The organism is Desulfonatronospira thiodismutans ASO3-1 (genome assembly GCF_000174435.1).
Lineage (GTDB): Bacteria > Desulfobacterota > Desulfovibrionia > Desulfovibrionales > Desulfonatronovibrionaceae > Desulfonatronospira > Desulfonatronospira thiodismutans.
On record NZ_ACJN02000001.1, the window covers coordinates 193,994 to 219,847 of the forward strand.

21 protein-coding genes and 1 riboswitch are annotated in these 25,854 nt (G+C 53.9%); of the genes, 5 read left to right on the plus strand and 16 right to left on the minus strand.

The annotated features are described in order from the left end of the window. Nucleotides 1-97 precede the first annotated feature (97 nt). The 12 genes from trpA to DTHIO_RS00950 form a co-directional block, all read right to left on the minus strand. On the minus strand, nt 98-865 hold the full coding sequence (gene trpA, locus DTHIO_RS00895) for a tryptophan synthase subunit alpha (protein ID WP_008868480.1): 768 nt from the start codon (nt 863-865) through the stop codon (nt 98-100). A 123-nt stretch (nt 866-988) separates the two neighbouring features. After that, entirely contained in the window at nt 989-2,155 is a 1,167-nt protein-coding gene (gene trpB, locus DTHIO_RS00900) for a tryptophan synthase subunit beta (protein ID WP_008868481.1), read from the minus strand. Beyond that, nucleotides 2,152-2,778, minus strand: a complete 627-nt coding sequence (locus tag DTHIO_RS00905; protein ID WP_008868482.1) for a phosphoribosylanthranilate isomerase — start codon at nt 2,776-2,778, stop codon at nt 2,152-2,154. Before DTHIO_RS00905 ends, trpB begins: the two co-directional genes overlap by 4 nt. After that, complete coding sequence (locus tag DTHIO_RS00910; RefSeq protein ID WP_008868483.1) at nt 2,775-3,536, minus strand: indole-3-glycerol-phosphate synthase; 762 nt, start codon at nt 3,534-3,536, stop codon at nt 2,775-2,777. Before DTHIO_RS00910 ends, DTHIO_RS00905 begins: the two co-directional genes overlap by 4 nt. A gap of 4 nt (nt 3,537-3,540) precedes the next feature. Then, a complete protein-coding gene (gene trpD / locus DTHIO_RS00915) occupies nt 3,541-4,536 on the minus strand; it encodes an anthranilate phosphoribosyltransferase (protein ID WP_008868484.1) in 996 nt (331 codons plus the stop codon). 341 nt (nt 4,537-4,877) lie between these two features. Next, nucleotides 4,878-5,450 (minus strand): anthranilate synthase component II, encoded by a 573-nt coding sequence (locus DTHIO_RS00920; RefSeq protein ID WP_008868485.1) that lies wholly within the window; start codon nt 5,448-5,450, stop codon nt 4,878-4,880. Further along, nucleotides 5,425-6,834: an anthranilate synthase component I family protein gene (locus tag DTHIO_RS00925; protein WP_008868486.1), complete on the minus strand. Its 1,410-nt coding sequence runs from the start codon at nt 6,832-6,834 to the stop codon at nt 5,425-5,427. Before DTHIO_RS00925 ends, DTHIO_RS00920 begins: the two co-directional genes overlap by 26 nt. Nucleotides 6,835-7,223: 389 nt before the next feature. Beyond that, nucleotides 7,224-8,000 (minus strand): prephenate dehydrogenase/arogenate dehydrogenase family protein, encoded by a 777-nt coding sequence (locus tag DTHIO_RS00930; protein ID WP_008868487.1) that lies wholly within the window; start codon nt 7,998-8,000, stop codon nt 7,224-7,226. A 3-nt stretch (nt 8,001-8,003) separates the two neighbouring features. After that, complete coding sequence (gene aroA / locus DTHIO_RS00935) at nt 8,004-9,341, minus strand: 3-phosphoshikimate 1-carboxyvinyltransferase (protein WP_008868488.1); 1,338 nt, start codon at nt 9,339-9,341, stop codon at nt 8,004-8,006. A gap of 41 nt (nt 9,342-9,382) precedes the next feature. Next, on the minus strand, nt 9,383-10,471 hold the full coding sequence (gene pheA / locus DTHIO_RS00940) for a prephenate dehydratase (RefSeq protein WP_008868489.1): 1,089 nt from the start codon (nt 10,469-10,471) through the stop codon (nt 9,383-9,385). Nucleotides 10,472-10,473: 2 nt separating this feature from the next. Continuing rightward, complete coding sequence (locus DTHIO_RS00945) at nt 10,474-11,448, minus strand: 3-dehydroquinate synthase II (protein WP_008868490.1); 975 nt, start codon at nt 11,446-11,448, stop codon at nt 10,474-10,476. Nucleotides 11,449-11,479: 31 nt separating this feature from the next. Continuing rightward, nucleotides 11,480-12,286, minus strand: a complete 807-nt coding sequence (locus DTHIO_RS00950) for a 2-amino-3,7-dideoxy-D-threo-hept-6-ulosonate synthase (protein WP_008868491.1) — start codon at nt 12,284-12,286, stop codon at nt 11,480-11,482. Between the two features lie 428 nt (nt 12,287-12,714). Here DTHIO_RS00950 and DTHIO_RS00955 point away from each other — a divergent pair, with 428 nt between their 5' ends. The 3 genes from DTHIO_RS00955 (at nt 12,715) to crcB (ending at nt 15,955) form a co-directional block, all read left to right on the plus strand. Then, a complete protein-coding gene (locus tag DTHIO_RS00955; protein ID WP_008868492.1) occupies nt 12,715-14,019 on the plus strand; it encodes an ATP-grasp domain-containing protein in 1,305 nt (434 codons plus the stop codon). An 84-nt stretch (nt 14,020-14,103) separates the two neighbouring features. Then, entirely contained in the window at nt 14,104-15,396 is a 1,293-nt protein-coding gene (locus tag DTHIO_RS00960; RefSeq protein ID WP_008868493.1) for an ATP-grasp domain-containing protein, read from the plus strand. Nucleotides 15,397-15,450: 54 nt separating this feature from the next. Further along, nucleotides 15,451-15,513, plus strand: a riboswitch (Fluoride riboswitch). Between the two features lie 67 nt (nt 15,514-15,580). After that, on the plus strand, nt 15,581-15,955 hold the full coding sequence (gene crcB, locus DTHIO_RS00965; protein ID WP_040417705.1) for a fluoride efflux transporter CrcB: 375 nt from the start codon (nt 15,581-15,583) through the stop codon (nt 15,953-15,955). A 79-nt stretch (nt 15,956-16,034) separates the two neighbouring features. On the opposite strand, the gene DTHIO_RS00970 is transcribed toward crcB, so the two are convergent. Together DTHIO_RS00970 and cphA are read right to left on the minus strand one after the other, a co-directional pair. Next, nucleotides 16,035-17,153, minus strand: coding sequence for a putative NPN-dependent ornithine cyclodeaminase (locus tag DTHIO_RS00970; protein WP_008868495.1), 1,119 nt, complete (start codon nt 17,151-17,153; stop codon nt 16,035-16,037). A 23-nt stretch (nt 17,154-17,176) separates the two neighbouring features. Beyond that, nucleotides 17,177-19,843: a cyanophycin synthetase gene (gene cphA, locus DTHIO_RS00975; RefSeq protein WP_008868496.1), complete on the minus strand. Its 2,667-nt coding sequence runs from the start codon at nt 19,841-19,843 to the stop codon at nt 17,177-17,179. 137 nt (nt 19,844-19,980) lie between these two features. On the opposite strand from cphA, the gene DTHIO_RS00980 reads away from it, so the two are divergent. Both DTHIO_RS00980 and DTHIO_RS00985 read left to right on the plus strand, forming a co-directional pair. Next, entirely contained in the window at nt 19,981-20,844 is an 864-nt protein-coding gene (locus tag DTHIO_RS00980; RefSeq protein WP_008868497.1) for a cyanophycinase, read from the plus strand. A 38-nt stretch (nt 20,845-20,882) separates the two neighbouring features. Continuing rightward, on the plus strand, nt 20,883-22,310 hold the full coding sequence (locus DTHIO_RS00985; protein WP_008868498.1) for an ATP-grasp domain-containing protein: 1,428 nt from the start codon (nt 20,883-20,885) through the stop codon (nt 22,308-22,310). A gap of 132 nt (nt 22,311-22,442) precedes the next feature. Here the strand turns inward: DTHIO_RS00985 and DTHIO_RS00990 are convergent, their stop codons facing one another. Both DTHIO_RS00990 and DTHIO_RS00995 read right to left on the minus strand, forming a co-directional pair. Next, nucleotides 22,443-23,360: an isoaspartyl peptidase/L-asparaginase family protein gene (locus tag DTHIO_RS00990; protein ID WP_008868499.1), complete on the minus strand. Its 918-nt coding sequence runs from the start codon at nt 23,358-23,360 to the stop codon at nt 22,443-22,445. Nucleotides 23,361-23,504: 144 nt separating this feature from the next. Further along, nucleotides 23,505-25,526 carry a CocE/NonD family hydrolase gene (locus DTHIO_RS00995; RefSeq protein WP_008868500.1) on the minus strand — a complete coding sequence of 674 codons (2,022 nt, stop codon included), beginning with the start codon at nt 25,524-25,526 and terminating at the stop codon, nt 23,505-23,507. Nucleotides 25,527-25,854: the final 328 nt, after the last annotated feature.

Below are 25,854 nucleotides of genomic sequence, written 5' to 3' on the forward strand. Positions count from 1 at the left end.
GACTTTTCTCCGTTTTTAAGTTGTATGATGTAACTTACTGCAACTATGCAGCATACTTTGTCTTTGCTCTTACTCTCTGACTAAACGCCCCAAGCACCTACCATCCAGCCATAAACTCCCGGGGGCTTTTGCCCTCATCCAGATGATTGATCAGGGCGCTGCCGAAAACCACGGCATCCACGTGTTCCTCAATGGATTCCAACTGATCCTTGGAACTGATGCCGAAGCCCAGGGCCACAGGACATTCAAAAGTGTCCTGCACCTGACGCAGCTTATCACCCAGAACCTGCATTGAACCGGACTTTGTCCCGGTAATACCCATAACAGACACCACGTAGACAAAAGCCGGACACAGTCTGGCGTATTCCTGAAGCCTCTCTATTGATGTATTCAGCCCCACCAGGGGTATGTAGGCCAGGTTGTTTTCTTCCAGAACTTCCTTGTAAGGCCTTGCTTCCTCCAGAATCAGATCCGGTATAATCAGCCCGCTCACCCCGGCTTCTTTGCAGGCACCAGACAGCCTTTCGACTCCGTACTGCAGAAAAGGATTAAAGTATCCCATGAAAACCAGCCCGGCCTGAATGTCTTTTCTATGCCTGGCCAGACCTTCGAAAATCCAGTCCAGGTTCACCCCCTGCTCCAGGCAACGGATGGAGGCCTTTTCAACCACCGGACCGTCTGCCACAGGATCTGAAAAAGGCACTCCTATTTCTATGACATCCGCGCCCTGATCGTCCAGTTCCAGAATCACATCCCAGAACCTTTCCCTGCTGGGAAAACCGGCCGGCACAAACGGTATCAGGGCCTTTCGACCACTGTCCACAGCCCCCTGTATCTTTCTGGTCAATATATTGTCATGATGCATTGTACTACTTCCTCGTAATTAGGTTCCTACACCTGAAAAACTGTCCTGCAGCGTTCTTCCGCCTTCAGCACTTCTTCAATTCCTGAATTCCTAAATTCCTCAATCCCTCAATCCCCAAATCCCTTATATCCCTGAATCCCTGACAATATCCAGATCCTTGTCCCCTCTTCCCGAAAGGTTGATCAGGACCTTGCTGCCCTGCTTGATGGACTCTTTGTTTTCCACTGCCCAGGCCACGGCGTGGGCGCTTTCCAGGGCCGGGATGATGCCTTCCTTGCGGGACAGAAGATTAAAAGCCTTCAGGGCCTCGCGGTCATGAATAACTTCGTACCTGGCCCTGCTGCTGTCCTTTAAAAAGGAGTGCTCCGGTCCTACCCCGGGATAATCCAGCCCGGGAGCCACGGAGTGCGAGGGCAGGATCTGGCCCTCTGTGCTTTGCAGCAGAAAAGTATGCGTGCCGTGCAGCACCCCGGGGGTACCCCTGGAAATCGTTGCGGAGTGATAATCCTCAGGACCACCCCTGCCCCCGGCTTCCACGCCCACCAGCTCTACCTGCCGGTCTTCCACAAAAGGGTGAAACATGCCGATGGCGTTGGACCCGCCGCCCACACAGGCCACAACAGTATCCGGCAGGTTTCCGGTCTGCTCCAGCATCTGCTGCCTAGATTCCCGGCCGATTACTGACTGCAGCTTACGCACCAGCAGCGGAAAAGGATGCGGACCCACAGCAGAGCCCAGGCAGTAGTGTGTATCCGACTGATGCGCTATCCAGTACCGAAGGGCCGCGTTGATGGCGTCCTTGAGGGTCCTGGTGCCGCTTTCCACGGGCTCCACTTTGGCCCCCATGAGCTCCATGCGGTGCACGTTGATGCTCTGGCGCTGTACATCCAAGGCACCCATGAAGACTATGCAGTCCAGACCCAGCATGGCCGCTGCCGTAGCTGTGGCCACCCCGTGCTGTCCGGCCCCGGTCTCCGCCAGCAGGCACCTCTTGCCCATATGCCTGGCCAGCAGGGCCTGTCCCACGGTGTTGTTGATCTTGTGCGCCCCGGTATGGGCCAGATCCTCTCTTTTCAGATACACATCAAAGCCCAGCTCCCCTGAGAGGTTGCGGCAGGGATAAAGAGGCGTGGGGCGTCCCACGAATTCCCGGCCCACCCGGTCCATATCCTTTACAAAGGCCTCACTGGGCAGAATATTGTCCACAGCCTCCTCCAGTTCCGCCAGGGGCGGCACCAGCAGTTCCGGAACAAATCTGCCGCCGAAAGCACCGAAATAACCCTTTCTCATTTTATTCCTCGCAATTTATTGACTGCTTTTTTTATCTTTTCATGATCTTTCTCACCCGGGGCTTTTTCTACACCGGAATTGAGATCAACGCCTGCGGCCTGTGTCTTGAGCACCGGGTCCAGATTGTCCGGCCCAAGCCCCCCGGCCATAAGAAACGGCACAGGACTATTTACTCCCTCAAGCCAGCTGCAGGCTATACTCCGGCCATGCCCCCCCATGCTCCGACCTGCGTCCAGCAGGAAATACCTGCAGGCCTTGGTGAATTTCTGAAGTTCTTCCTCAAAAGCACTGCTGCTCTGGAAGCGTTCCGGCCAGAAAGTCCTGATGACCATGTCCGCTCCAAGCTCACGGCAAAAACCAGGATCCTGTCCGCCATGCAGCTGCACCATATCCAGCCCGGCCCTGCTGGTTGCATCCAGCACTTCCCGGACTGTTGCATCTACAAATACTCCCACCCGGAGCTCATTTTCTTTGCTCCACTCCCCGACTTTTTCAGGGGATACGTACCTGGGACTGCCGGGATGAAAGATAAAGCCGGTAAAATCTATCCTTAGTTCCTGACAGAGCCTGAGATCCTCTGGATCAGTCAGCCCGCAGATTTTGATTTTGAACTCCCGGTTCATGGGAAAAGCTCCTTTAGTTTCTCCCCGGGCTGGTCACAGGACATGATGCTGGTGCCTATGAGAAAGGCATCAAAGCCAAGCCCGTAAAGTTCGTCCACCTGAGCTGAATTGTCAATACCGCTGGCACAGATCCAGACCTCTTGAGGCTTTTTCTGCGGCACAAGGTTTCTGGACATGTCCAGGTCCACTGTGAGCCTGTCTAAGTCCCTGTTGTTGACCATGATGATATCTGCGCCGGCCTGTCTGACCATGTCCAGTTCTCTGGGGGCGAATATCTCCACCACAGGCTCCAGGTTGTGGATACGGCTCACGCGGATCAAATCCGACAACAGCCCCAGGTCCTTTACCACCCTGGCAATTAGCAGCAGGGCCGAGGCCGGTGTGGCAGCGGTCTGCTCCACCTGCAGATAATCGAATATAAAGTCCTTTCTGAGGACCGGGACACCGTGTCCGGCAAATTCCTCCAGATACTCTATCCTGCCCCCGAAATATTCTTCCTCCGTCAGCACGGAAAAAGCCGCGGCACCCCCGGACATAAACTCCTGCACAGCTTTTTGGGGAGACAGCTCCTCGTTTATAACCCCTCTGGAAGGCGAGGACCTCTTGTATTCAGCAATAATGGCCGGGCCGGGACCGGCAACAGCCTCGCGAAAGCCCGGTCTTGGGCCTTGATACTCTTCCAGAGTTCCACCTCCGGCCTTAAGCTCTCTTAAAGCCTTCAACTCCCCGGCCTTGGCCTGCATAAACTTATCCAGCATGACTCTACCCTGAAAAGTTAAGGGTTTTAAGACCGCCCCTGACAATAGATGCCGCCTCGTGCATACATTCCTCAAGACCCACATCCGGGTTTAGCAGGTGCAGGCCCAGGCCCAGGTTCAGGGCCACCATGTCCTGCATTGGTCCCGGCCCTTCACCGGCCAGTATCTCGCGCTGCCTGGCCAGGGCACTTTCCTTGTCCGCACAGGCCAGATCCTCGGGACTGCAGGCCTCAAATCCCAGGGGCTCGGGGTCCAGAAGCATATCCTCCTGCCTGCCCTCGCGGACCATAATCACCTGGTTCACCCCGCAGGGGGTCAGCTCGTCAAACCCCATGGCCCCGTGCACCACTGCCGCGGACTGCACACCGCTTTCAGCCAGCACCCCGGACATAAGGGGCATAAATCCGGCGTGGGGCACACCCAGTATCTGGTGTGTGGGCCTAGCCGGATTCAAAAGCGGTCCCATGAGATTGAACAGGCTTCTTATGCCCAGCTCCTGGCGCAGAGGGGCGATGCTTGCAAAACTTGGATGAAAATGCGGGGCAAAAAGAAAAGCAAAGTTCCTGGCCGCCAGTTCACCTGCCACAAGATCAGGGTTGTCCAGGAGCTGCAGCCCCAGGGCCTCCACTACGTCAGCGCTGCCGCAGGAACTGGACACGGCCCGGTTGCCGTGCTTCACCACCTGGATGCCCTGGTCGGCCAGAAAAAAGGCCACCGCAGTGGAGCAGTTGAAGCTCTGGCGCGAGTCCCCGCCTGTACCGCAGGTATCTATAGTTTTCCCGGTCAATCCATGCACTAACCTGGCCCGCTGCAGGGCCACACTCACGGCAGCAGCCAGTTCAGAGGCACTTTCGCCCTTGGTGCGAAGGCCCATGAGCAGCGCCCCGCTCTGGGCCGGGGATATCTCCCCTTCAAACAGGGCCTGAAAAACATCCCGGCCCTCACTGTAATCCAGGTCCTGCCCGGAGCATATTTTATTCAGTACTTGTTTTATCTGCATTTTTTTCTCCTGTCTCTACTACCCAAATCCTCAATCCCTGAATTTTTAAATTCCTAAGGCGGGCTATGCCCGCAACCCAAGATAAAGACGTGCTTTTACCTCAATTGGGACAGTCCCCGCGACAACATCTTTTTGGTTACTAAAATCTCTCATTGGCAAAATGGTCTGCCTTTAACCTGATGGGTTCATAACGGGGACAGTCCCAGTGCCAAGCGCTCAAGCCTCGTTTTTTTACTCAAACTGTTCTTGTTTATTCTGACAGGGTTTCAGGAGTAAGTCACTGAATCCCCCAATCCCCCAATCCCTGAATCCCTGAATCCCTTCCTGAATCCCAAAATTCCCTAATTTACACCGCATAGTTCAAGAAAATTCTGCATAACTTTAGGCCCCCAGGGTGTGAGAATGGATTCCGGGTGAAATTGCACCCCCATCCAGGGCCGATCTGTATATTCCAGCCCCATGACCTCGTCATCCTTGGTCCTGGCGGTGATGCGGAAGGCATTGTCGGTGACAGCCCGCACCAGCAGGGAGTGGTAGCGGCAGACTTCAAAGGGATTGGGGATATCCTTGAAAAGTCCTGTCTCCCGGTGATAAACTTTGGAGGTTTTGCCGTGCATAATCCGGTCCGCCACCTCCACCCTGGCCCCGGCGAAATGCCCCAGAACCTGATGTCCCAGGCACACCCCCAGCACAGGCACCTCTGGACTGAGCTTTTTTAGAAAATCTAAGCAAAGACCGGTGTTTTCAGGGCGGCTGGGTCCTGGGGAGATGATTACAGCCTGCAGATCCTGCTTTAGGGTGTCGAATATCTCTTCCTGGTTGTTTCTAAGCACAACCGGGTCCACATCCAACTTTTGCAGCACCTGAACCAGGTTGAAAGTAAAGGAATCAAAGTTGTCTATGAGCAAAATCATCCGGTCCTCCGGTAAATGTTAGAGCTTTGCGTATGGCCATGGCCTTGTTCTGACATTCCTCCCATTCCTTTTCCGGCACGGAATCAAAAACCACACCGGCCCCTGCCTGCCAGTGTATTTTTCCATCCCTGATCCACAGGCTCCTGATGGTTATGCCCGTATCCAGATTCACGCTGTCCTTGTCTAAGCCTATCCAGCCTATGGCCCCGGCATAGGGTCCCCTGGGAGCGGGCTCGTGCTCACCTATTATTTCCATGGCCCTTATCTTGGGCGCACCGGACACGGTTCCGGCGGGAAATGAAGCCCGGATGACCTCTAAGGCGTCCAGCCCCTCCTTGAGCCTGGCGGATAGATAAGAGGTCATGTGCATGACATGGGAAAATCTCTCCACCCGCATGAATTTGTCCACTTCCACACTTCCGCCCACAGCCATGCGGCCCAGGTCATTGCGGCCCAGATCCACCAGCATGACGTGTTCGGCCCTTTCCTTTTCATCGGACAAAAGATCCTCGGCCAGGCGCTCGTCCTCTTTTTCGCTCTCAGCCCGGTGCCTGGTTCCGGCAATGGGCCTTAGCTGCAGCACGTCCTGGCCGCACTTGACCATCAATTCAGGTGAAGACCCCATCAGGGTAATATCTTCCATATTCAGATAAAAAGTATATGGCGAGGGATTTATACGCCGCAAATGGCGGTAAACCAGAAACGGATCTCCCCGGAAGTCAGCACTGAACCGGGTGGAAAGAACCACCTGGATGGCTTCGCCCTGTCTTATAAGCTCCTTGATATCACTTACCCTGGCCTGGTACTCTTCCTGGGAGGGAGTGGTGCTGACACTGCCCACCTTGAATTCGCTTCTGGCCTTGCAGGGTTTGGGTTTGGGCAGGGCTATCTCCTTGTCTAAGCAGATGTAATAGCAGTTGTGATGCAGGTGATCGAAAAGCAGTATCCGCCCCGGCAGTACCAGCTGGGCTTCGGCTTCTTCAGGGGGCAGCACTTCTGCCAGTCTGGGCTCCAGAAGCCCTCCAAGACCGAATCCCAGATATCCGTAAACCGCCCTGGTCACAGGGGGCAACTGGAAAGCGGGATCCGGCTGAACTTTTAGTTCAGCCAGCACAGAGCGCACACCCTGGATAAAGTCCATGCCCTGCATCTCTTTGAGCCCGTCCAAGCGATCATCTAAGGTCTTGACCCTTAGTTTACCCTCGCTGCAACTAAGCTGCAGCCTGAAATCCCAGGCCAGCAGGCTGTACCTTCCCAGACGCCCGTCCACCTCGGAACTCTCCAGCATTATTCCCTTTTCTTTGCCGATGAGGCTCAGATAAAGGGACACCGGCGTCTGCGTATCCGCGGGCAGACAGGTGGCCTTCTGCTGCAGGTTGATCATATGTTTCTCCTTTTGCTTAAATTAGCGTAACTATACACCATCTGCTTCAGCTGGATAAACTTAGCTTCTATGCAGATTCATGGTCCGGGGGCTTTGCAAACTGGGCGTAAACTGTCTGAACGACGTAGGAAGCGTTGATCAAAACCGTAAAACACCGAACCTGATTCAAAGCATGTTATAGAATATATCCTGACTTTCAAACCAGTGTGTAGGTTTTGATTTACGCTTCCTTGGAGTGAGTTTTTACGTCCTTTTTGCAAAGTCCCCGGACCATGGTGAAGAGCTACAAGTTAGCAATCGTTGCTTCTCCCAAATATAAACAAAAAGGCCACGTTCTCCCGGCAGGGAGGACGCGGCCTTTTATAATGGATCACAATCAAAAAACACGGCTATCCCCCCTGCCTGTCACTGAAATTGCGCCACCACCACAGAGCCTTGTCGGTCAACAGTTCGAATTCGCCTGCAGCGCTCAGGTTCAGAAAAGATTTGAAACGACGGATCATCTGGCCGGTGTAGGGATTGTCCTCTGCCAGGGAAGAAAAAAGCACGGCATCCTCATTGAGCATCTTGCGGGCTGCTGTGGCCCTGCGCCTGAAGGAAGGGGTGGCAAAGGTGTCCAGGTCTATATCCTGGGGCAGACTGGCGAAATAGGAGATGGTGGTGACGAAATTAAGGCCCTGAATACAGGCCATGGCCTGGTCGTGCTCCCGACAGGAACTAATAAAGGTAAGCATTCCCCCCCGGTCAAAGACTTCACTGACAGCCTGGACATGGTGATCCTGAAGGTTGTGACCGGGGCAGAGGGCCACTTTGAGCTCATCATCCTCAGAAGGACTGGGACCGAAAAGCGGATGAGTGCCCATAACCGGTCCCTGGTGAAAGTGCTGCATCTTGTTCACCGGCAGGGTCTTGACGGAACTGATATCCGCCACAATCAGGGCAGATGAAAAATAAGGGCTCATAAGCTCCAGAACTTCATCCATTCCAGCCACCGGCACTGCCAGCAGGAGCATATCCGCCCTGCCCAGGATATCCGGCAGTTCTTCTTCAGGAAAGGGCCTGTCCAAGGGCAGAACATTTACTCCACCGGCTGAGAGCTTATTCTTGATCAAAGTCCCCATTTGCCCCTTGGAGCCCACCAGGACCAGCTCATTGACCATATGCATCAATCAGTCCCCTTTGCCTGCGTAAGCCCGGCGGATATTTTCCCACTCTTCCCAGAAGCCGGGAAAGGACTTGTTGACGCAGGCAGGATTGTCCAGGGCCGTCTGGATTCCGGCCAGTTCATAAAGGGAAAGGCTCATGGCCATGCGGTGATCCCCGTAGGTCTTGAACTGAACCTGGCTTCCCCGGAGCAGTTCTGCCGGCTCGATTTCCAGTCCGTCCTCCTTGAGCCCGCATCTGCAGCCGGCCCGGCTTACTTCCTGCTGCACCCCGGCCAGCCTGTCGCTTTCCTTGATCCTCAAGTGGGCCACATTGCTTATCCTGGTGGTGCCTGTGGCCATGGAGGCCACAACAGCCACAGTAGGCACCAGGTCCGGACAGGTGCCCATGTCCAGGTCCACACCGTGCAGCCTGGCCGGGGAAACCATCACACCGTTTTTCGTTTCTGAAATCTTTGCCCCCATGAGTTCCAGAATCTCCAGGATGCGGCGGTCTCCCTGCCTGGACTCAAGATCCAGCCCGGAAACCTCCACCGGGAATTCTCCCACTGCACCTGCTGCCAGCAGATAGGAGGCATTGCTGTAATCCCCCTCCACCCTGTATCTGACAGGGTTCAGTACACCCGGATGCACCACGAAACGAATTTTGCCCGGCTCCACGCGCTGGACCTGGTCCGGATCTGCATGCCTCCAATGACCTTCCTGGAGGGTCTGCAGCCGGGCAGGATTGCCGAAACGCTGCATGGTCTGCAGGGTCAGGTGAACGTAGGGCCAGGATACAACCTTTTTGCCTCCGATGTTTATTACCAGAGAAGTGGTGGCCATGGTGGAGGCCAGAAGGATACCGGACAGGTACTGGCTGCTCTCATCCAGGCCCACGGTGACCACACCTCCAGGCAGACCGGAACTCTCTATGCGTACCGGAGGGCATCCGTCAAGACCCAGGTACTTAAACCGTACTCCCTGGCCCTCCAGGCTCTGCCCCAGGCTTTTGATGGGGCGTTCGTGCATACGCCCGGCCCCGGAAATCTCGAAACTGCCCTGCCCTGCCGAGACAATGGCCGCCAGCAGCCTGCAGGTGGTGCCGGACTCGCCCACGTCCAGCTTCACCGGATCCAGCGACGGGGCTTTGATCCGTCCTCCAAGCCCCTGAACCACGGGGGTTGAATCATCTCCTGAAAACTTGGCCCCCAGGGCCGCCAGGCAGTCCCGGGTACGCAGTATATCCTCGCTCACCAGGACGTTTTCCAGTACCGAGGTTCCCCCGGCCAGCCCCGCCGCCAGCAGCGCCCGGTGGGATACAGATTTGGACGGGGGTGCCTTTAGTGTGATTGTTTTATGCATAAGGTATATCTTCTGGTTGATATTTATGTGATCCAGCCCTGTTAAGCCAGAATCTGCGGACCGTGGGGATAACTGCCCAGCACCCGCATGTAGTAGCAGTTGTCCTCCAGGTCTTTGAGTACGCTGGCATAATCACCTGCTGTCAGATCGCATTCCACGTCGGCGAAAAACACGTATCTCCACTTCTCGGCCCGCAGAGGCCTGGATTCCAGCTTGCGCATATTGATGCCCTTGCGCGAGAGCACCTCCAGGGCGCTCACTAGAGAACCCGGCCTGTCCAGCACGGAAAAAAGCAGGGACGTCTTCTCACGGTTGCCGGCCTCCGGGGGGTGAGCGCTTATCACCAGAAACCTGGTCCAGTTGTCCGGAATATCCTCAATGGAATTGCCCAGGACATTGAGCTCGTAAAACTTGGTCAGCTTCTGATGTCCCACTGCGGCTGTACCTGGCTCCGTGGACGCCCTGGAAGCGGCCCGGGCCGTACTCTCATCCGGAATCACTTCCACTCCGGGCAGATTGGCCCGAAGCCAGGTGGAGCACTGCTGCAGTGCCAGGGGATGGGAATATATCTTTTTAATTGCCCCCATCTCCGTTTCCCGGCTGAGCAGAAAATGACTGATGCGGAAAAACACCTCGGCGTGAATAAAGACCTCGAACTTTAAAAACATGTCTAAGCTCTGGCCTACGCTGCCCTGCATGGAGTTTTCCAGTGGGATTATCCCCAGCTCCGCTTCCCGGGTGTCCACCGCCCGGAACACATCCTCCAGGCTGTTTTTGGGAGTAAACTTAGCACTGTGTCCCAGATACTCCACCCCGGCAAAGTAGGAGAAAGTCCCTTCCGGTCCCAGGTAGACCACTTTCTGGGGCTGCTGAAGGCTGCGCGACGATGAAAGAATCTCCCGGTAGATGCTCCTTAAATGCTCATCCGGCAAAGGACCGGGGTTTTTCTGCGCCAGACCGTTTAAGACCTCTTTTTCCCGAAAGGGCTTGAAAACATTGTCCTTAGACTGGGACTTGATGCTGCCCACTTCTAAGCTGAGCCCCGCCCGGCGGTTTAGAATCTGCAGAAGTTCCTGGTCCAGCCGGCTTATTTCACTTCTTATTCTTTTGAGATTTGTTTCCTGGTCCATGGCTATTTTTCCCTGATATCTTCCTGGATGCGCATTCCAAAATGCCGTCCTGCCTCGTCGGCCCGGCACATGACCTGATCCCCCACCTTGAGATTGACCACGCTTACCGGCCTGTTGTCCGCACCCACCAGGCGGATGGTCTCGGCATTCTGCAGGATCACGCTGCCCTGATGACCCTCGAACTCGGCACTGATGAGCAGCATGGGCCGGACCTCGGTCTTGATGCGGCCCACTACGGCAGATCTGGCCTCGCCCTGGCCGGAAACAATGAGCACCTGACTGCCTGGAGCCAGTTCTTCTAAGTAAGTGGTTTTGTCTCCTGGAAGACAGGTGTAGGAATGCACTGCTCCGGCATTGATCCTGAAGGGTCTGGGGGCCACGTACGGGTTGGACTCGGTTTCAGCATTCACCAGGAAGGTAAATGCGCTGGAGTTGCCCACCAGCATGCCCTCCGCTGTATTTAAAAGGGAAATAGTGTCCACACACACCCTGTGCCCCAGACCCACAGGGGATATATGAGTTATCCTGCCTGGTATGAGCTCCAGCCTGCCCTGGTCCTGCTTGACCCTGGCGGCGATTTTTTTGAGTTCCCCGGCGGACTCTGCATCCACCACCACGTAGTCCACGCCTTTTTCCAGGATGCCCAGGGCGGTATCCACCTCCTGCAGAGTGGCTGCTTCCATACCCACCTGAGGTGTCTGGGCCACAATGTTTTCCACGGGAATTATCTCCACCCCCCTGGCCAGGACTACGTTCTCACCTGCCTTGAGGCGCTGGACAGCGTTTTCCTCGTCTTCCTTGCTGTCTATGCTCATGATGTTGAAATCCTGCACATCCAGGGCCTGAGTCCGGCCCAGTGCCTGGATCTTTTCCAGATCGTTCTTCTCGGCCAGGATTCCGTCCACACCTGATTCCAGGGCCAGAGTGACCAGACTTTTATCAAAAGGAACCGCTTTGAAGTATATTTTTTTGGTCATGGTGTTCCTGCAGTCGGTTATCGGTTATCAATCATTCGCCGCCGTTGGACAGAACATCCATGGCCTCGTCCACATCCATATCGTCATGAACCACATGGTGCAGGGTCTTGACTAAGGATGTCACATCACTGTGCTGAAAAACGTTTCGGCCCACGGAAAGCCCGGCAGCTCCGGCAGCAACAGAATCGTGCACCATTTTCACCAGGTCCCGGTCATTATCCAGCTTGGGACCACCGGCAATGACCACCGGTATGCAGCAGGCCTCCACCACCTTGGCGAAGCTGTCCGCCTCACCTGTGTAGGCCACCTTTACCACATCCGCGCCCAGTTCTTCCCCTACCCGGGCGCAGTGCCGGACCATGTTCATATCGAACTCGTCCTTGACCTTGGGGCCGCGGGCGTAAACCATGGCCAGCAGAGGCATACCCCATTCATTAGCCTTGGAAGCCACCTGGCCCATATCCCGGAGCATTTCCCGCTCGGATTCGTCCCCCAGGTTTACATGGACGGAAATGCCGTCAGCCCCCAGTTTGATGGCGTCCTCTACACTGGCCACCAGAGTCTTGGCATTGGGATAGGGAGAAATTGAAGTGCTTGCTGAAAGATGAACGATAAGGCCGACGTCGTGTCCCTTGCCCCGGTGTCCGCACCGGGCCAGGCCCTTGTGCATGAGCACGGCATTGGCTCCGCCCTCGGCCACCTTGTCTACGGTGACCCTCATGTCGATGATCCCGTCAATGGGACCCACGGTCACCCCGTGATCCACAGGAACAATAATGGCCCGGCCTGTGTTGCGGTTGAAAATCCTCTCCATTCTGATGCTCTTTCCCAGGTGCATGACAATACCTCCTGATGGTTTGGGGCGGCAGGTTCAGGCGGACCTTCTTCAGAAACAAAAAAAGGGCCGCCGGCTTTTGCCTGCGGCCCTTGGGTTTATGAATCTTCTACTCTTCTGTTAGGCTAAACTCCTCCCTTCGGACCACAGGCCTGTATAAAATAAAAATACCAAAAATAAAAAGAAGTATGGCTGGGTCTAAGGGATTCGCTTAACATGGGAAGCCTTATAAACATGGTTTTTAAACTTTGTCAACAAAAAAATCTATGGTAATTAAATTTAGCTGGATCCTTAAATTTCAGGTTGTTACATGGTCAGGCAACGCTATACTTAAACAAGTAATTGTAATAATTATAAACCATCTCTTCAACCAATGATTAAAATTCAACACGCCGTTAACTTTCAAACTACGCTTACCCGGAGATCTTTTCATGCCCAAAAAGAATATTTTTATTGTCGGCCTGGATGAATTCAACAAAAAGCTTCTGCAGCAGCTCCCCCAGGCGGCGGAATGCGAGTTTCACGCCGCCCTGGATATATCAGACATCAGAAATGTCCAGTCATATGATATGCAGCACCTCATAGACAAAGCCGTGGGCAGAATGGAATCTTTCAAGGGTTCCATTGACGGAGTGGCTACATACTACGATTTTCCAGGCACGGTTCTGGTTCCGATTCTGGCCAGGCGCTTCGGCCTCCCCGGTCCCGACCTGGAGAGCGTTCTCAGATGCGAACACAAATACTGGAGCCGCGTGGAGCAAAAAGAGGTCATCCCTGAGCATATCCCTATGTTTCAGCCTTTTGATCCCTTTGACGCACAGGGCTTTGAAAAGCTCCGCCTCCTGCCTCCTTTCTGGATCAAGCCCATTAAGTCATTCAAGTCCTTTCTGTCCTTCAGGATAAATGACGAACTGGAGTACTGGGAGGCTACGAACAAGATCAGAAAAAGCATAGCCCTTATTGATGAGCCCTTCAGGTATCTTTTGCAGAACTATGCCCAGGTGCCTTATGAAATAGCCCATATGCATGAGAGCTGCCTGGCTGAATCCCCCATTGGAGGCCTGCAGTGCACCCTGGAAGGCTACAGCTTTAAAGGAGAAATAGTGGGCTACGGCATCGTGGACTCAGTGCAGGAAAAAATCAGTTCTTCCTTTGCAAGATACCAGTACCCTTCCATACTCCCCCTGGAAATCCAGCACAGGATAATGGACACGGCCAGAAAAGCCATAGCCCGTATCGGAATGGACAACTCGGCCTTCAATATCGAGTTCTTCTATGACCAGACCGCCCAACAGGTATACCTCCTGGAAATAAATCCCAGGATCTCCCAAGCGCATACGGACCTTTTCGCCAAGGTGCACGGTCATTCCCATCTGTCCGTAATGGTGGATCTCTGTCTGGGCAGAAAGCCCCGGATACTGGAAAGAAACGGACCCTTCAGCGTTGCCGGACACTTCATGCTCAGAACCTTTGAAGATGGACGGGTGGTTCAGGTGCCCGCCCAGGAACAGCTTGAAAAGGTCCGGGAAAAATTCCCCGGGACACAGATGAAGATTCTGGTCAGACAGGGCGACAGACTCTCGGAGCTTCTGGCCCTGCAGGACAGCTACAGTTACGAACTGGCCAATATCATCATCGGAGGCATGGACGGATCGAACCTGTTGGAAAAATACAACCATGTACTTGATCTTTTGAGTTTTAAAATCGATAAGGAAGAATATATAGCAGAAATATAGCACCGCATAACAACCAGCAGGGACAAACTTGTTTCGAGTACAGTCGTACTTTTGTCAACTTGCCCCGAAGGATGTTTAAATCTCATGGACAAGCATGATTCCATAGATCTTTTCGTATTGGGACTGGACGATTTCAACCGGTCCAAACTGGAGACCATTGACCAGGACCTGGCTGTAAATATTTATCCCCTGCTGGACATGGACGCTGTGACCTCCAGTGAGGATTATGATGTTCATGCTGTGCTCAACACTGCAGAAAACCAGCTGCGCGCCCATCCCCGCCCCATAGGGGGAATAATCGGCTACTGGGACTTTCCCGTGAGCCTGATGGTCCCTATCCTGGCCAGAAGACTGGGATTGACCGCACCTTCGGTGCAGGGGGTGGTGGGCTGTGAACACAAATACTGGAGCCGGCTGCTGCAGAAGAAAGTAGCCCCGGCACATGTTCCTTCCTTTCAAAGCGTGGATCCCTTTGATGATCAGGATTTAAATGAGATTATGGTAAACTATCCCTTCTGGATCAAACCGGTCAAATCACACTCCTCCCACCTGGGTTTCAAAGTGCGCAATCATAAGGATCTGGCCCGGGCAGTGCGGAAAATACGTTCCGGCATTGCAGGCATGGGCAATGCCTTCAATGAGTTCCTGGAATATGCCCATCTACCTGAAGAAATTGCCCGCATCGGGGGCAATCATTGCGTGGTGGAGGGACTCATCCGGGGCAGGCAGTGCACCCTGGAAGGCTTTGTGCATAAAGGGGAGATCCAGGTGTATGGAGTGGTGGATTCCTTTCGCTACCCCAATGGGTCAAGCTTTTCCCGCTATCAGTATCCATCGACCCTGCCCGGCCGGGTCATCCAGAAAATGACCCAAATAGCCGGAAAAGTCCTGGCTGAAACCGGCCTGGATCACTCCGCTTTCAACATGGAATTCTTCTGGGACAGCAAAAGAGACCATATCTGGATCCTGGAGATCAATCCACGCATTTCCCAGTCCCACGGAGACATTTTCGAAAAGGTTGACGGTACACCACATCACCGCATCCTGGTAGAACTGGCATTAAACCGCAGGCCCGCCTGGAGCCCTGGAAAGGGACCATTCGCCTGTGCGGCCAAGGTCTTTATGCGCCGTTTTCAGGACGCCCTGGTGACCAGGAGCCCGCATGCACAGGAAATCCGGGCTGTAGAAGAACAGTTCCCGGGCACCATGATCAGCATACTGGCAAGCCAGGGACAACGGCTGTCCGGGATGGACCCCGCAGAGCAGGACAGCTACAGCTTTGCCTGCGCCATCATATTTACCGGAGCAAAAAATCCTGGACGACTCAGGCAGAACATCAAGAAAATAAAAAATGCCCTGCCCTTTGAATTCAAGTAGGAAGAACCTACTCTAAACAGTTGACTCCAGACGCTTCTTCCGGATATACATGAGCGCCTGAAAGGGGATGGAGTTCCCCCTGGTAACCGCCGTGATGCTGATGACTCCTGTTGTTTTGTATAAAAGGCGGTTTTTTTATTGTATCAGCCACGCCTTGCGCGTGGCTTTTTTGTTGGAAAAAGTCATGAACAAGATACTACTGCTGGCTCTGGCCGGGGCCTTTGGAACCCTTCTCAGATACTGGCTGTCAGTAGCCATGCACAGCCTGCTTGGACCCGGATTTCCCTGGGGCACCTGGACGGTGAACATTCTGGGCTGCTTTCTGTTCGGCCTTATCTGGATAATGATCCAGGAACGGGGAATTTTGCCCGCTCATTTGCGCATCATTGTTCTGGTGGGGTTCATGGGCGCCTTTACCACCTTTTCCACGTATATCTTTGAGTGCTCGGCCCTGGTTCAGGACACCCAGTGGCTCAAGCTGGGCCTGAACCTCCTGGGACAGAACATCCTGGGCTTTTTTGCCCTTTACCTTGGCTTTATCCTGGGGAGACTGTTCTAGCCTGAATCCGTGCAGTCGTTTTTTTCTGCCTGAAGCCTTTTCGCTGTGAAATCACTGGCGGCTGCGTTATGCATTGGTTTTAAGACGGCTGTCCTTCCTGTTGCCAGGAATCCAGGTTTCTGCTCAGGTTGACGATAAAGTCCTGCACGTTGGTCACCACGGCAGTGGCCTGGACGGATCCGCGATTGGCCAGCTTGTCCACGCTGAACTCGGATATGTCCACAATGTAGAAATACACCGGACGCACCAGACCGTTTTCCATGACCCGGTAGCTGGGAGTCATGTTCCCAAATGCGATTGAGTGCAGCTGAGTGGCCATGGCCACCACTGTGGTGGCCTTTTTGGCATGAGGGCGCATGGCGTCCTGGGACTTATATACGTCTGCCACGACCTCGGGCAGTGGTCCGTCGTCACGGATGGAACCGGCCAGGATATACGGCACCCGGTATTTTTCACAGGTGTACATGATCCCGTCACTGATCTTCATTTCCCGGATTGTCTCTTTGATGGTCCCATATTGTCGGACAGTGTTCAAAACATCCAGGTGGTGATAGTGTCCATGCCGGACAGGTTCCTGGGTATAAATATCCTGGCCCAGCCCGGTCTGAAACATGGCTGCTTCCAGATCGTGCGTGGCCAGGGCGTTGCCTGCCAGCAGCACATGGCAGAATCCGTTCCGGATAAGTCCCTGCATGGCCCTGCGGCTGTCCTGATCAAAGGCAACCGCCGGACCCAGCACCCAGACTATATAGCCATGTTCCCGGTCATGGCGCAGCAGATCGTACAGGGCATCATAGCTTTTGGAAAAGGGCGTTTCCCGGGTTCCCCTGATGCGAAAGGAAAACTTGTCCGGGGCTGAGCTCCTGCCTGTGTCAAAACCTTCTGTATGGACAAATATTCCGTCTTCACCGTTCTCGGTCCTGCCCAGTACAACCCTGTCTCCCTGCTTCAGCCTTCGCGGCTCAAGCACTTCCAGACTGTCCCCGCGACGGACAATGACGCAGTCCATACGGCTTTCCCTGACCAGGATCCATTTTCCCGGTTCCATGCAGACGTATTCCGGATGGTTAGAAGTGGCGTGAAACCCGGATGGAGCTGTGCCATTGCCGGGAGCCTCTGCGGTAAGTGCTGCAGGAGCTGAAGAAAAGCGTTCCCTGGTCAAATCAGGGGGGCAGTATCCGGGGAGCTTGAAGGTCATGGTTTTTTCCTTTTGTACAGGGTTTACATGCGCAGTTCAGGAGAAATATTGGGAATATCCTCTCTGGCAATGATAAGATCCAGCTCTTTTTCCCTTAACGCCTTGATCTTGGCGGTCATGGCTTCGATCCTGCCGGTAAAGATGCATATTATGGCCTCTGGTAAGGCCTCCTGCAGTGCATGGTCCACTGCATGATCTTCATCCAGAATGCTCAGCACCCGGGCTTTTTTGGAGCTGCTGGCGGCCCCCTCCTGAATGAGTTGCATCACTTTCATGCTGTCCCGGCCACGTGCGTAATCCTGGTCCTCCCAGACAATGATCCTGTCAAAGTACTCTGCAGCAACCCGTCCGTAATCCTGCAGATCCTTGTCCCGCCTGTCACCTGTTCCAGCCAGGATAGCGGTACTGACTCCCATGCCCAGAGAAGACACGAATCTGCCCATGGCCTCCATGCTTGAAGGATTATGGGCATAATCAATGAGCACCTTGAATTTCTCAAATTCAAAAATATTCATACGCCCGGGCAACTGGGCAGAGGAAGGTGCAAACGTCTGCAGACCCAAGCGAATCTCTTCCACCTTTACCTCCTGGACAAAGGCTGCCAGACAGGCGGCCAGCACGTTTTGCACCTGGAACGCGGCCTTGCCGAAATAGGTCAAGGGAATATTGATCACCCTGTCAACCAGCATGGACCAGTCGCCTTTACGCAGAATTATATCGCCTTCATCGTATACCGCTGCCGTCCCTCCGGATGAACAGTGTTTTTTTATTCTGGGATTGCCGGCATTCATACTGAAAAAAGCTGTGTTGCAGGAGACATTTTCCTGCATGGAATAAACGTAATCATCATCCGCATTAAGCACTGCATAACCTGAAGGCTGAACATTTTCAGCCACCAGGCACTTGAGCCTGGTAAGCTGCTCCAGGGTATGGATACCATAAAGCCCTAAGTGATCCGAGGCCACATTGGTCACAACTCCCACATCGCTCAGATCGTACCCCAGTCCGGCCCGCATCATCCCGCCCCTGGCAGTCTCAAAAACTGCATAATCCACTGTGGGATCGCGCAGTACAAAACGGGCACTGTCAGGGCCTGAACAATCCCCCTTATACAGAAGGCGGTTCTGGATATATATTCCGTCAGTGGTGGTATAGCCGACCTTTTTGCCGCTCATGTGCATTATGTGGGCGATGAGCCTGGTGGTTGTAGTCTTGCCGTTGGTGCCGGTCACGGAGATTATGGGTATCCGGCCCGGATGATCCAGGGGAAAGAGCATGTCCAGCACGGGCTCTGCCACATTTCTGGGCTGACCCGCGACAGGAGACAGATGCATGCGGAATCCCGGCGCCCCGTTTACTTCAATGATAGCTCCTCCGGTTTCGCTTAACGGTTCGGCCAGGCTTGGAGCTATGACATCTATGCCGCAGACATCCAGATCAATGATCCTGGCCACCCGTTCAGCCAGGAAAACGTTGTAGGAATGAACCGTATCTGTGACATCCTCGGACACCCCGCCGGTGCTCAGATTGGCCGTGGTCTTGAGATACAGTGTTCTGCCCGGGGAAAGAACCGAGTCCAGGCTCAGACCTTCCAGCTCCAGAAGACGCTTAGTCATGTCGTCCACCGTGATCTCGGTAAGCATCTTTTCATGTCCGTATCCCCTGCGGGGATCCCGGTTCACTTCCTTGATCAGTTCCTGAATACTGGAGCGGCCGTTGCCGGTAACATGAGCCGGAACCCTCTTTGCTGCCGCTGCAAGTTTATAATTGATCACCAGCAGCCGGAAATCGCTGCCTTTGATGCATTTCTCCACAATGACCCGGCTGGAATATTCCCTGGCCGCCTCAAAGGCTGCCAGGGCATTCTCTGGATTTTGAACATTTATTGTTGCGCCCTGGCCATGATGTCCATCCACAGGCTTGACCACCACCGGAAAGCCCACCCGGCAAACAGCTGCCTCAACTTCACCGGCAGAACAGACAACAAGGCCGTAAGGAACGGGGCAGCCGTTGTTGTGGAGCATGTTCTTGGTCTCTTCCTTGTCAAAGGCGATTTCCAGGCCGATGCTGCTGGTTCTGCCCGTGACCGTGGCCTGAATTCTCTGCTGATGTATCCCCCATCCAAGCTGGACCAGGGAATAGCTGTTGAGCCGAAGTACAGGAATATGTCTCTTTTTGGCCTCATGAACAATGGAGGCGGTACTGGGGCCGAACCTCTCCTGCTCCCGTATTTCTCTTAAGGCCTGAATATCCTTTTGCAGGTCATAAGATTCACCCTTAATCATGGCCCGGACAATTTCAAAGGCAGCCTCAGCCGCATAAAAACCAGCCCTTTCCTCCTCATAAGAAAAGACAACACTGTAGATGCCTTCTTCTCCATCCCAGGTACACCGTCCGAATCCACACTGCATGCCTGCAAGTATCTGCAGTTCCAATGCAACATGTTCCATTACATGACCCATCCATGTCCCCTCTCTGAGCCTTTCCAGAAAACCACCTTCATACCCTCTGGAACATCTGTGCTCATAAAGAGAAGGTATAAGTTTTTCCATATTTTCCGGAAATCCGGAAATGGTATTGGAAGGATATTTTTCCATTTCTTCCAGATCCACCCGAATGACAATGAGATTGTGTCTCCGGCTGGACCAGTAATTAGGCCCCCTTAGAGCTCTGGATTCCAGGATTTTCATGTTTTACAGATTTCCTTTTAAATTTCATGTATTATCAGCCAAAAATTGTATAGCCGAGACAACATGCTGCTCAGCCTGATTCATAATCTATAACTTATTTTCTTGCACTATTTATGCAGAGAGAATAAAGGAATTATATGGAAAAAACAAAGGGAATTTTGATAATTATCGGTGGGGACATGTCCATGCCGCCAGGAATGGACAACGGAGAAAACAGCAGTGATGCGGAGGTAGCCGAGACAGAGGGAGAGATCCTGACCAGATTCTGCGGATTGTTATCCGGTATAAAATCACGCATCGAGATCATCCCCACCGCCTCAAGCATTCCTGAAAAAGCAGGCACCAGATACACAGAGGCCTTCAGCAGCCTGGGATTTAAAAATTGTGCAGTTATGGAAATAAGAACCCGGGAGCAAGCTCAAAGCCAGGACATGGTCCAGCGGGTACGCGAGGCTGAAGGTTTTCTTTTCACCGGCGGAGATCAGTTGCGGCTGACCACCATCCTGGGAGGCACTGATCTTCTGAATATCCTTGCCGAGCGTTATGTACGGGAGGCCGTGGTCATCGCAGGAACCAGCGCCGGAGCCATGGCCATGTCCGACACCATGATCTATCAGGGAAGCAGCCAGGAGGCACTAAAAAAAGGCGAGGTCAAGTTCAGCAGCGGATTCGGGCTGTTGTCGAAAGTTATTATTGACACCCACTTCGTCAAACGCGGACGCATCGGTCGACTGTTTCAGGCTGTGGCCAGCAACCCCGGATGCCTGGGTATCGGCCTCGGGGAAGACACCGGCCTGCTGATCACTAAAGGGGAAACCCTGGAAGCCATAGGTTCGGGTCTGATCATCGTTGTGGACGGATCCACTATCAAGTATACCAATATGGCCATGATCAACGAAGGTGAACTCATCTCCATTGAAAATCTGAGCGTTCATGTAATGGTTCCCGGAGACAAGCTGCTTTTGTCCCGGAGAAAATTCACTCCGGCCCTGGCTCAATAAGCTTTCATTCAACCAATACAACTATCTAAGCACAGAACATGAAAAAAAATATCTTTGTCATAGGTCTGGACGATTTCAATCTGGGCATGATCAGCTCGGTGAAAAATGCAGAAGGCTATAACTTCATCGGTCTCTTGGACATTCATGCCCTTATTGACAGCGGACTTTACCGGTTAAGCGACATGCTTGAGCTGGCCGAACAACAGCTCAGGGAATTCAAGGGGACCATTGATGCCATTGTGGGGTATACTGATTTTCCGGTCAGCACCATGGTGCCCATTCTCTGTGAGAAGTTCAATGTGCCCGGCCCCTCCCTGGAAAGCGTCCTGAAATGCGAGCACAAGTACTGGAGCCGTCTGGAACAGAAAAAGGCCATCCCGGAGCACATACCGGCCTTTACCGAATTCGATCCCTTTGATGACCAGGCCCTGGACCGGATTTCCCTTGAATATCCCTTCTGGATCAAGCCCATAAAATCCACTGCTTCGCAGCTGGGCTTCCGCATCAACAGCCGCAAGGACTTTAAGCGGGCCGTGGCAGTCATCAGGGAAAAAATCGGGCTGTTCAAGCCCTTTGACTACCTCCTGGATATGGTCAAGCTCCCACCTGAGGTGGTCAGGGTCAAGAGCTCCCACTGTGTTGCCGAACAGATCATTTCCGGGCACCAGTGCACCCTGGAAGGATACGTGCACAATAAAGAAGTGCTCACCTACGGCATTATCGACTCCATCCGCGAGCCCAACAGGACTACCTTTGCCCGTTACCAGTATCCCTCCCGTCTGCCCAGAAAAGTACAGGAGGAGATGTCCAGGATCAGCGAAAGGGTCATAAAACAGGTGGACCTGGATCACTCCGCCTTCAACCTGGAATTCTTCTGGAATGAAAAAAAGGACAAAATCTGGTTCCTGGAGATCAATACCCGCATCCCCCAGTCCCACAGCGATCTCTTTGTCAAGGTGGACGGTGTGTCCAATCACCAGATCATGCTGGATGTAGCCCTGAACCGGGATCCTGCGTTTCCCAGACGCCAGGGCAGATTCCGGGTGGCGGGCAAATTTTTCCTGAGGGAGTATCAGGACAAACTGATTACCGGCATCCCCACCAGAGAAGATCTTGAAGATCTAAGCAACAGGATCCCCGGAACCTTGGTGGACGTACAGGGAAAAGTGGGCATGAAGCTCTCGGACATTCCGGAACAGGACAGCTACAGCTATGCCTCTGCCTTTATCTATCTTGGTGCCGACAGTCAGAAGGATCTTCTGGAAAAATTCAGAAAGTGCCGGGAAATGATCAGATTTCAGTATCAGGACCTGACCATTCCGACAGTCTCCCCCAAAAAGATCCAGGAGCAGGCCCCGGAAACCGAGCCCAGGGTGGCCATTCAGGTACTGACTTCTCCCATGGAGCTGCCGGTGCAGGAAGATACGCCCATGGCGGGCGGGGTGCAGGATATGACCAGGCCGTGACAGTTGCGCACCTGTACCGGAAAATTTTCGGCAGGATACCAAAGCAACCCCCTCTTGCACACAGGCTGCCGTAGCGGCTGATTGCCCCTGACCCAGACAATGGACTTTCACAAGCGATAAAAGACATGGCATCTATTGCCAGGCACCAGGAGGGCCGAACATGGCCGCTCGTCCCATCCCCCCTTCACGGACCAGGCCCCGGAACATACCCTGAGTGGTAAAGGAAATGGAAAAACGGCCTGCTGTATCCAGAGCGATTATCCCGCCTTTTCCTCCAAGATTTCTGATATTTTCCAGAACTGCCGAAACGGCCGCTTCCAGAGAAAAACCGCCGATCTCCACCAGGCAGGCGATGCGCTTGGCCGCTGCCCGGCGCAGAAAAAACTCTCCTTCTCCTGTGCAGCTGACGGCGCAGGCGGCGTTGTCCGCATAGACCCCTGCCCCGATAACAGGCGAATCTCCCACGCGGCCGTACTGCTTTAAGGGGATGCCCCCGGTGGACGAGGCTGATGCCAGATTACCCGCCCTGTCTAAACAGACGGCACCAACCGTTCCAAACTTTTCCCCGGCCTGCTTTTTGGCTGCAAGGTACTCTTCCCTGCGCCTGGAGGTTTGAAAATATGCAGGGGCCGCACTTTCCAGGCCATGGATATGGGCAAAGCGCTCCGCGCCCGTGCCCATGAGCAGGACATGAGAAGATTTCTTCAGCACCAGGGCTGCAGCCTGCACCGGGTTTTTGATGCCGGTTACACCGGCCACAGCCCCGGCGGAAAGATCTTTGCCCCTCATGACGGATGCATCCATTTCTATCGTCCCATCGTGAGCAAATACTGATCCGCGCCCGGCATTGAACAGGGGGCAGTCTTCCAGAACTTCCACTGCAGCACAGACCGCATCCAGCCCATTACCGCCGCCTTCAAGAACCACCCGCCCTGCTGCGAGGCTCTTGTGCAGATAATCCAGGTATTCATGCTCAGCTTCAGGACCGTAGCGCTCCGGAATAATGTCTTCACAGCCGGCATGGATCACAAGGGTATATTTTACAGCCATTAAACGGTTCTGCCTTTTCCTTAATAAAGATTCAGATTATCTCTGTCACGCCCTGGCAAAAAAGTGAGTTCTTACGTTTAAGCCTGCCGAACTCTCGGGCCTATGATTTAGTTGTGCCTGCTGTAATAAAGCATAACGGTAACGTTACACATGATCCCTGGGTATCTCGCACAGCCAGTTGCGCGAGAACACCCTTTCATCCCCGTGATAGGCATCCATCTCCGCATGTACCCGGAAATGGGTTTCAGAGCAGGTGAGAACAGTTCTGGTCACTGTCTCGACAGACCATTCTCCGCGCTGGAAGCGCCTGAACCAGAGGGTCTCGCCGCGCACGGAAACAAAGTCATCGTCTTGGAAAGTATACCATTCATTGGCCCGGTTGGTAACTGTCCAGTCCATATCCTCAAAACGAACAGCGCCTTCATCAATGACAACTTCCAGGGTGGACTCATCATGGGCCAGATCCCTGATGACCCGCCACCTGTGCCGCCTGGGTTCCAGCTGACTGGTCCTTATGGCCGGTGCTCCTTCCGGCTCCAGAAACGGGCGCAGCTTGTCATCCTCATGGATTGCCTCCCGCACAGGCAGTTCCAGACGGCTCAGGCCGGCAAAAATTGTAAGGCGCACCGGTCTGGGAGAAGGCCAGGCCAGGGGCCAGTAAGAAGTGGATATGGATACTCGCAGCCGGTTCCCGGCCGGAAAACGCTGGGCTATGTTGTTCAACTGGACGCGCACCCTGTATGAGTGCCCGGGCTCAAGCAACCCAGGCGTCTCATGGCTCTCGCGGTGACAAAGGTTCAGCAGGCCGTAAGTGACCCGGGTGGCCTTGTCATCAGGAGCAACATCCGAAAGACGCACCGCTATCATGGCCACGGCTTCGCTTGCGGAAAGCTCCAATTCCAGCACAGGAGCTCCCAGAATCTCCAGGGGAGTCTCCAGAGGAGCAGTCTCAAAAATCAGGGCTCCACCGTCATCTTCACGCTGGTCATGGGGCAGGTCCGGAGGCGCAGCGTAGGAACACCATTTGCCTGCAAAAAGGCCTACACTCAGTGGGGATTGAATGGTCATGTACACCTTTGTTTCGGGCTTCTCCTCCAAAAGCAGATGTCCAGGATGCAGGTGGTATGTTAGAATATTTATATTCTCCGAGGGCCACTCTGGCTCAGCCACCCAGCGACCGGGACGCTTTTTGTACAGGGGGCTGGGAGGAACGCTGTCCTGCATCCAGACCCGCAGCATGGGCTCCTGCATGAGCCCGGTTTCTTTTCCCTTGAGCCAGGTATCCCACCAGCGCAGCGCTTCCTGCAGAAATCCAATGGCCGGACCCGGTACGCCGAAATGCGGATACTTATGGCTCCAGGGACCGATAAGCCCTTTGCGCGGAACGCTGAGCCCGCTTAGAAGCCTGAACACGGCATTGGTGTATCCGTCGGCCCAGCCGCTGACAGCCATGACCGGGCACTTGATACGGGAAAAATCCTCGCAGACAGAGCCGTGTTTCCAGAAATCATCCCTGCGCTGATGACTGAGCCAGTTTTTAAGCCACAACCCGCTGCCGTCCAGTCGCTCAAGCCACATCTCTTTCCATTTGTCCCCAACCAGGTCCGGGTCCGGCGGACAGGAATTATATGCAAACATGGTCGAGGCCCAGGAAAGGTTGTCTCCCAGAAGGCAGCCACCCATATAATGCACATCGTCGGCGTAACGGTCATCTGTTGAGCACACAGTGATTATGGCCTTGAGCTGAGGCGGCTGCAGAGCGGCGATCTGCAGGGAGTTGAACCCGCCCCAGGAAATGCCCATCATGCCGATGGACCCGTTGCACCAGGGCTGAGCAGCAATCCAGGCCAGAACTTCCACTCCATCGTCAAGCTCCTGCTGCAGGTATTCATCCCTTAGTACGCCCTGGGATTCCCCTGCTCCGCGCAGGTCCACCCGCAGACAGGCATAGCCGTAACCGGCCAGATAGCCCTGGGTTATGGAATCACTTACTGCTTCAAAGTCCCGCTTGCGGTATGGAATATATTCCAGGATGGCCGGGACCGGCTCTTTGTCAGCGCAGAGGGGGATCCAGATTTTGGCAGCCAGACGGGTTCCGTCGGACAGAAAAATGTACTCGTTTTCCAGCACCCTGACTTTTTCAGGGAAGGAGGTAATGGTTTTCATGGGCTCACCTGCAGTAAAAAAATTTCAAATTATATGACGCACTGGAAATACATGAGCATGACCAGGTGGGCTGGTCAGGTACTTCCCCCTGGTTTTCTTTACTGCCGGGCATAGAATAAAGCAAGTGGATTTGTATTTTTGTAACTATTCACCATCTGATAAAATTGGTCAATCTATGCGCACCGCTGATATCCAGGGTCCGGGGGCTTTGCAAACTGGGCGTAAACTGTCTGAACGACGTAGGAAGCGTTAATCAAAACCGTAAAACACCGAACTTTATTTAAAGCATGTTATCAAGGTTATTCTGGCTTAAAAACCCGTGTATAGG

Coding starts and splice junctions, on each gene's coding strand:
- trpA (WP_008868480.1), bottom strand. CDS start 865: ATGCATCATGACAATATATTGACCAGAAAGATACAGGGGGCTGTGGAC.
- trpB (WP_008868481.1), bottom strand. CDS start 2,155: ATGAGAAAGGGTTATTTCGGTGCTTTCGGCGGCAGATTTGTTCCGGAA.
- DTHIO_RS00905 (WP_008868482.1), bottom strand. CDS start 2,778: ATGAACCGGGAGTTCAAAATCAAAATCTGCGGGCTGACTGATCCAGAG.
- DTHIO_RS00910 (WP_008868483.1), bottom strand. CDS start 3,536: ATGCTGGATAAGTTTATGCAGGCCAAGGCCGGGGAGTTGAAGGCTTTA.
- trpD (WP_008868484.1), bottom strand. CDS start 4,536: ATGCAGATAAAACAAGTACTGAATAAAATATGCTCCGGGCAGGACCTG.
- DTHIO_RS00920 (WP_008868485.1), bottom strand. CDS start 5,450: ATGATTTTGCTCATAGACAACTTTGATTCCTTTACTTTCAACCTGGTT.
- DTHIO_RS00925 (WP_008868486.1), bottom strand. CDS start 6,834: ATGATCAACCTGCAGCAGAAGGCCACCTGTCTGCCCGCGGATACGCAG.
- DTHIO_RS00930 (WP_008868487.1), bottom strand. CDS start 8,000: ATGCATATGGTCAATGAGCTGGTCCTGGTGGGCTCCAAGGGGCAAATG.
- aroA (WP_008868488.1), bottom strand. CDS start 9,341: ATGCATAAAACAATCACACTAAAGGCACCCCCGTCCAAATCTGTATCC.
- pheA (WP_008868489.1), bottom strand. CDS start 10,471: ATGGACCAGGAAACAAATCTCAAAAGAATAAGAAGTGAAATAAGCCGG.
- DTHIO_RS00945 (WP_008868490.1), bottom strand. CDS start 11,448: ATGACCAAAAAAATATACTTCAAAGCGGTTCCTTTTGATAAAAGTCTG.
- DTHIO_RS00950 (WP_008868491.1), bottom strand. CDS start 12,286: ATGCACCTGGGAAAGAGCATCAGAATGGAGAGGATTTTCAACCGCAAC.
- DTHIO_RS00955 (WP_008868492.1), top strand. CDS start 12,715: ATGCCCAAAAAGAATATTTTTATTGTCGGCCTGGATGAATTCAACAAA.
- DTHIO_RS00960 (WP_008868493.1), top strand. CDS start 14,104: ATGGACAAGCATGATTCCATAGATCTTTTCGTATTGGGACTGGACGAT.
- crcB (WP_040417705.1), top strand. CDS start 15,581: ATGAACAAGATACTACTGCTGGCTCTGGCCGGGGCCTTTGGAACCCTT.
- DTHIO_RS00970 (WP_008868495.1), bottom strand. CDS start 17,153: ATGACCTTCAAGCTCCCCGGATACTGCCCCCCTGATTTGACCAGGGAA.
- cphA (WP_008868496.1), bottom strand. CDS start 19,843: ATGAAAATCCTGGAATCCAGAGCTCTAAGGGGGCCTAATTACTGGTCC.
- DTHIO_RS00980 (WP_008868497.1), top strand. CDS start 19,981: ATGGAAAAAACAAAGGGAATTTTGATAATTATCGGTGGGGACATGTCC.
- DTHIO_RS00985 (WP_008868498.1), top strand. CDS start 20,883: ATGAAAAAAAATATCTTTGTCATAGGTCTGGACGATTTCAATCTGGGC.
- DTHIO_RS00990 (WP_008868499.1), bottom strand. CDS start 23,360: ATGGCTGTAAAATATACCCTTGTGATCCATGCCGGCTGTGAAGACATT.
- DTHIO_RS00995 (WP_008868500.1), bottom strand. CDS start 25,526: ATGAAAACCATTACCTCCTTCCCTGAAAAAGTCAGGGTGCTGGAAAAC.